Source organism: Vibrio sp. V03_P4A6T147 (assembly GCF_002241085.1).
GTDB lineage: Bacteria > Pseudomonadota > Gammaproteobacteria > Enterobacterales > Vibrionaceae > Vibrio > Vibrio anguillarum.
The window spans coordinates 1-4,746 of record NZ_NDIO01000170.1; the positions used below are offsets into that span (position 1 = coordinate 1).

Here is a 4,746-nt window from a genome sequence, read left to right on the forward strand (position 1 = left end):
AAACTAGGATTAAGAAATGAAAAAAACAATTATCGCTTCAGCTATGATGGTGTTGTTGTCTGCTTCTGTATTTGCAGAAGAGGGAGAGGGTGGAGGTGTAACTCCACCACCAGCCTCAACTATTACAGCTGACCAAGGGCACGGAGTAATCAACTTTGTTGGGGCAATCATTGATGCGCCATGTTCAATCGCTCCAGAGAGTGTTGATCAGAGTATTCAGATGGGCATGATTTCTAATGTTTTATTAGAAAAGCAAGGTGAGACTCCAATACGTCCTATTCATATTCACCTAGAGTCTTGCTCTACAGAAACTGCTAAACAAGCAAGTTTGAAATTTACTGGAATTACCGATGATGCTTCTAAGAAAAATCTAGCGATTCTAGGTTCTGCTAAAGGTGCGGCCATCAGCTTGATTAACCTACAAGATGGTTCTGAGATTGAACTTGGCACAAACACTAAAGGTATCGAGTTATTGGAAGGTGATAATGTTCTGAACTTTGCTGCTAAGTTGGTTAGCACCCTTAAAGCTGGAGAAAAAGCAACCCCAGGTCAGTTCACTGCAACAGCAAACTTCGCAATGAGCTACGAGTAACTATTAAAAAATAGTCTTTCTATATTTACGTCTGCGCGCAGGGATGCGCGCTAGTTGTGTATTGAATTACTGAAGTAGAGCTTATGAAAAAATTATTATCATTAACTACTAGCATTATTGTTATTGGTTTTGTGAATATTTCCAAGGCGGAAACTATCGAATTCAATACGGACTTGTTAGATCTCAAAGATAAAGAAAGTATCGAATCTGGAGCTTTTCAAAAATCTGGGTACATTATGCCAGGTGAATACACCATGCAAATGGTGGTCAATAATACGTTGATTGGTGAACGTAAAGTGCTTTTTTATGAGAAAAGCGAGAACGAATCACAACTTTGCTTAACTGCCGACCTAGCTAGCGACTTGGGTTTAAAAGCGGCTGAGCTGAAACGCTTACTGACCAGCCCAACGATTGTGAGCCAACAAGATTCGGTCTGTCATAACCCTGCCGTTCTTGAAGGAATGATGCTCAAGGGCGAGTTAAATAAAGACACGTTGACAATCTCGGTACCTCAAGCTTACCGAGATTATATTAGTGAGTCTTGGGAGCCCCCTTCACGCTGGGATAATGGAGTCAATGGGGCTTTACTCGATTATAATATCAACCTACAAGAGATGCGTTCTATCAATAGCAAGAAAACAAACTTAAGCAGTTATGGTATTGCTGGACTTAACCTTGGGGCTTGGAGATTAAGAGCGAATTGGCAAGGGCGCTACCAACATTACGAAAATAGAGATAGCTACGAATATTCCCAGAACGAGTTTGGTGTACAGCGTATTTACGCCCATCGAGCTTTGCCAGAAATACATGCAAAATTGATGTTGGGTGAGCAAGATCTTGGTAATTCGATTTTTGATAGCTTTCAGTTTACCGGTGCATCATTGACCACCGATGATAGTATGCTGCCGCCTAACCTGCGTGGTTATGCACCAGAAGTGGTAGGGATAGCTAAAACAAACGCCAAAGTAGTGATAAGCCAACAAGGCCGGATTATTTATGAAACACAAGTCGCATCTGGGCCTTTTAGAATTCAAGATCTGAGCAGCTCTATAAGTGGCATGTTAGACGTGCGGGTAGAAGAACAAGATGGTTCAGTGCAGACTTTTCAAGTTAACACCGCCACTATTCCGTACCTATCTCGCCCCGGATCATTACGTTACAAATTCAACAGTGGTAAAGTTAGCAGTAGAGAGCATGAGTTAGACGGCCCAGCCTTTGTCAGTGCTGAGTTTTCGTGGGGGGTTAATAATGGTTGGTCACTACTGGGCGGCGGCTTACTTGCTGATGATTATTCAGCCTTATCTGTAGGTGTAGGGCGAGATCTGCTTCAGTTTGGTGCTATTTCGTTCGATATCACTGAGTCGCGTGCTCAACTTCCCGAAGGGACGAAAAGTGGCGGCTCTTATCGAGTCAACTACTCAAAAATGTTTGAACAGTATGATAGCCAAGTTGCATTTGCAGGATATCGCTTCTCTGAGCGGGATTTCATGACCATGAATGATTTTATGGTCGCTAAACAAATTGGTGAACCTTACCGTGGCGCTTCAAAAGAGATGTACAGCGTAGTATTGAGTAAGCAGTTTAGAGATTCAAAGTTGGGAGCTTATGTCGACTATACCCATCAATCTTATTGGAATGATGTTGATACGGATCGGATTAGTCTCTCTTTATCTCGGACTTTCGATGTAATGAATTGGCGAAATATTAGTGCGGCTCTGAGTGTATCTCGTAATGAGCAGAGCAATCTTATTGATAATGGGCTTTATTTAACGCTCTCGCTACCTTTTGGGAATAATAAACACGTCAGTTACAGCGCTTCAACCATAGGCGGGAAAACTACGAATAGCATGAGCTTCTATAATAGCATCGATGAACGCAACAGCTATTCGGTCAGCGCCTCAGCATCCCCTACTGGTGAAAGAGTGAGTGGTTTCTATACTTATACTGGTGAACAAGCCACCGTTATGGCCAACCTTAGTCATCAAACAACGGGTCAAACAGCTGTAGGACTATCAGTTAATGGTGGGATTACCGCAACAGGACAGGGCGCAGCTGTACACCGGGTGGGTATGACTGGCGGCAGTCGGATCATGGTTGATACTGATGGAGCAAAGGACGTACCTGTACATGCTGGTGGGCTACCAGTCTATACAAACAAATATGGTAAAGCTGTTGTAGCCGATATGTCTAGCTACTATCGTCAGCGTGTGAGTATCGATGTTGATAAGTTAGGTGAAAATGCTGAACCAATTGGCACACCGATATCCATGGGAACCTTAACGGAAGGTGCTATCGGTTACCGTCACTTCGATATGCTTTCGGGAAGTAAGCTGATGCTTGAACTGGTTAAATCGGATGGTAAATCGGTACCTTTTGCTACTGAGGTATTCAATGAAAAAGGTCAGGCTTTAGGTATGGTTGGTGAAGATGGCATGGCTTATTTAGCGGGTTTGCATAACGGCGCTATCATCGAAGCACGTTGGGGGAGAGAGCAATATTGCCGCATACAGCTACCTTCTCCCCTCCCTACTGTAGATACAATGGTAAAACTAACCTGTCAGTGATGGATAGTTTATAATTAGATTGAGATAAACGATATGACTAATAAATTGCGTTATACCTTTACTTTGTTAGTGGCTCTGCTTGCAGGTCAGTCACAGGCGGCTGTCTCTTTGGATAGAACCCGGGTTATTTACCCAGGAGAGGCCAAATCGATGAGCCTTACCATTCGCAACAACAATAAAACATTGCCCTATTTGGCTCAAGCTTGGTTGGAAGATGCAGAGGGCAATAAAGTTAACCAGCCCTTTACCTTACTCCCTCCTGTTCAGCGTTTAGAACCGGGAATGGAGAGTTTAGTAAAAATCCAGACACTCCCTAGTATCTCCCTACTACCTCAAGATAAGGAGAGCTTATTCTATTTTAACTTACGAGAAGTTCCACCGCGCAGTGAAAAGCCGAATACTTTGCAATTGGCTCTACAAACACGCATTAAGTTTTTCTACCGTCCTACGAGCCTTGTCGTCGAACCGGGTAGCAATAAAACACCGTGGCAGGAGAATGTCACCCTGCTGCTGTTAGATGGGAAATATCAGTTGAGTAACTCAACCCCTTATTACGTGACTATTGTCGCAGCGGCAAGCAGTGATAAAGGTGTAAGTGTTGAAGGTTTTAAGTCGATGATGATAGCTCCTCATAGCAGTTTGATGGTAAATGTTGAGGCTGTTAAGCTTGGTTCAAGCCCGACTTTTACTTATATAGATGACTTTGGTGGCCGTCGTACATTGAGCTATGATTGTGATACAAGTTGTAAATTGTTGCCTCAAAAAGATGCCATGTAAGGGTGCAATGATGATACAAAGTTTACGGTACGTAGCTTATTTAATGAAGTTACGTAGAAGTTGGGCTTTTTTACCGACTGTACTTGTTGCCTTATTATTGCATTTACCAGTAAAAGCGGATGCACAAAACTTTATGCTGACCATTACAGCTGAAGTGTTTGAACGATCCTGTTCTATACGTCCCGGAGATGAAATTATAAGCGTCGATTTTGGAAGCATTGTGAGTAAAATGCTGTTACTCCATGATCGTACAGCTAGTAAACCGTTTCAAATTCATCTTGAAGAGTGCAATTTAGACTTTGGCAAAAATGTGAAAGTGACATTTTCTGGTCAAGCGGCGAGTGAAGATAGTGCTTTACTCGCCCTTACTGATAATAGCCAAGCCAAAGGCATCGCGATTGGATTAGAGCAAGGCGGGAAAATTTTACCAATTAATAAGCCAAGTAGCGCAGTAACTTTAGGTGAGGGAAACAATGTTCTTGATTTTTCTGCCTATGTACAGTTACTGCCTTCAGCGCAAGAGGGAATAACTGCGGGGGCATTTCAGGCCAGCGCTAATTTTACGCTTGAGTATGACTAATGTTTAATCATCGCGTATCGCTATAAGCCGCTATACATCATGTTACTCTACAGGAACCTTTTCCTTAGGGTGCATTCATTAAATTAGATAAAATGCCATATTCGATCTCAGTTAGAAATGGTATTTATCTACGATAATGGTGATATTGTAGATAAATACCAAGCTTAAACAGTAGGGCTATCAAATGTGGTGGAGAATATTTTATGGGAATGAAAAATAATGTTATTACCCGC

Annotated in this window: 4 protein-coding genes; all 4 read left to right on the forward strand. The window is 42.4% G+C overall.

From position 1 onward, the window contains the following. Positions 1-16: 16 nt before the first annotated feature. Positions 17-592, forward strand: coding sequence for a fimbrial protein (locus B9J84_RS06595; RefSeq protein ID WP_094123801.1), 576 nt, complete (start codon positions 17-19; stop codon positions 590-592). 83 nt (positions 593-675) lie between these two features. Next, positions 676-3,156, forward strand: coding sequence for a fimbria/pilus outer membrane usher protein (locus B9J84_RS06600; protein ID WP_094123802.1), 2,481 nt, complete (start codon positions 676-678; stop codon positions 3,154-3,156). Between the two features lie 33 nt (positions 3,157-3,189). After that, the gene (locus tag B9J84_RS06605; protein WP_094123803.1) at positions 3,190-3,933 is read left to right on the forward strand and encodes a fimbria/pilus periplasmic chaperone; all 744 of its coding nucleotides are present in this window, start codon (positions 3,190-3,192) and stop codon (positions 3,931-3,933) included. Between the two features lie 7 nt (positions 3,934-3,940). Further along, positions 3,941-4,513, forward strand: coding sequence for a fimbrial protein (locus B9J84_RS06610; RefSeq protein WP_217898939.1), 573 nt, complete (start codon positions 3,941-3,943; stop codon positions 4,511-4,513). Positions 4,514-4,746 lie beyond the last annotated feature (233 nt).

What these genes read in the sequence shown, in the direction of transcription:
- B9J84_RS06610 (WP_217898939.1), top strand. Translation starts at nt 3,941, where the DNA reads ATGATGATACAAAGTTTACGGTACGTAGCTTATTTAATGAAGTTACGT.
- B9J84_RS06600 (WP_094123802.1), top strand. Translation starts at nt 676, where the DNA reads ATGAAAAAATTATTATCATTAACTACTAGCATTATTGTTATTGGTTTT.
- B9J84_RS06605 (WP_094123803.1), top strand. Translation starts at nt 3,190, where the DNA reads ATGACTAATAAATTGCGTTATACCTTTACTTTGTTAGTGGCTCTGCTT.
- B9J84_RS06595 (WP_094123801.1), top strand. Translation starts at nt 17, where the DNA reads ATGAAAAAAACAATTATCGCTTCAGCTATGATGGTGTTGTTGTCTGCT.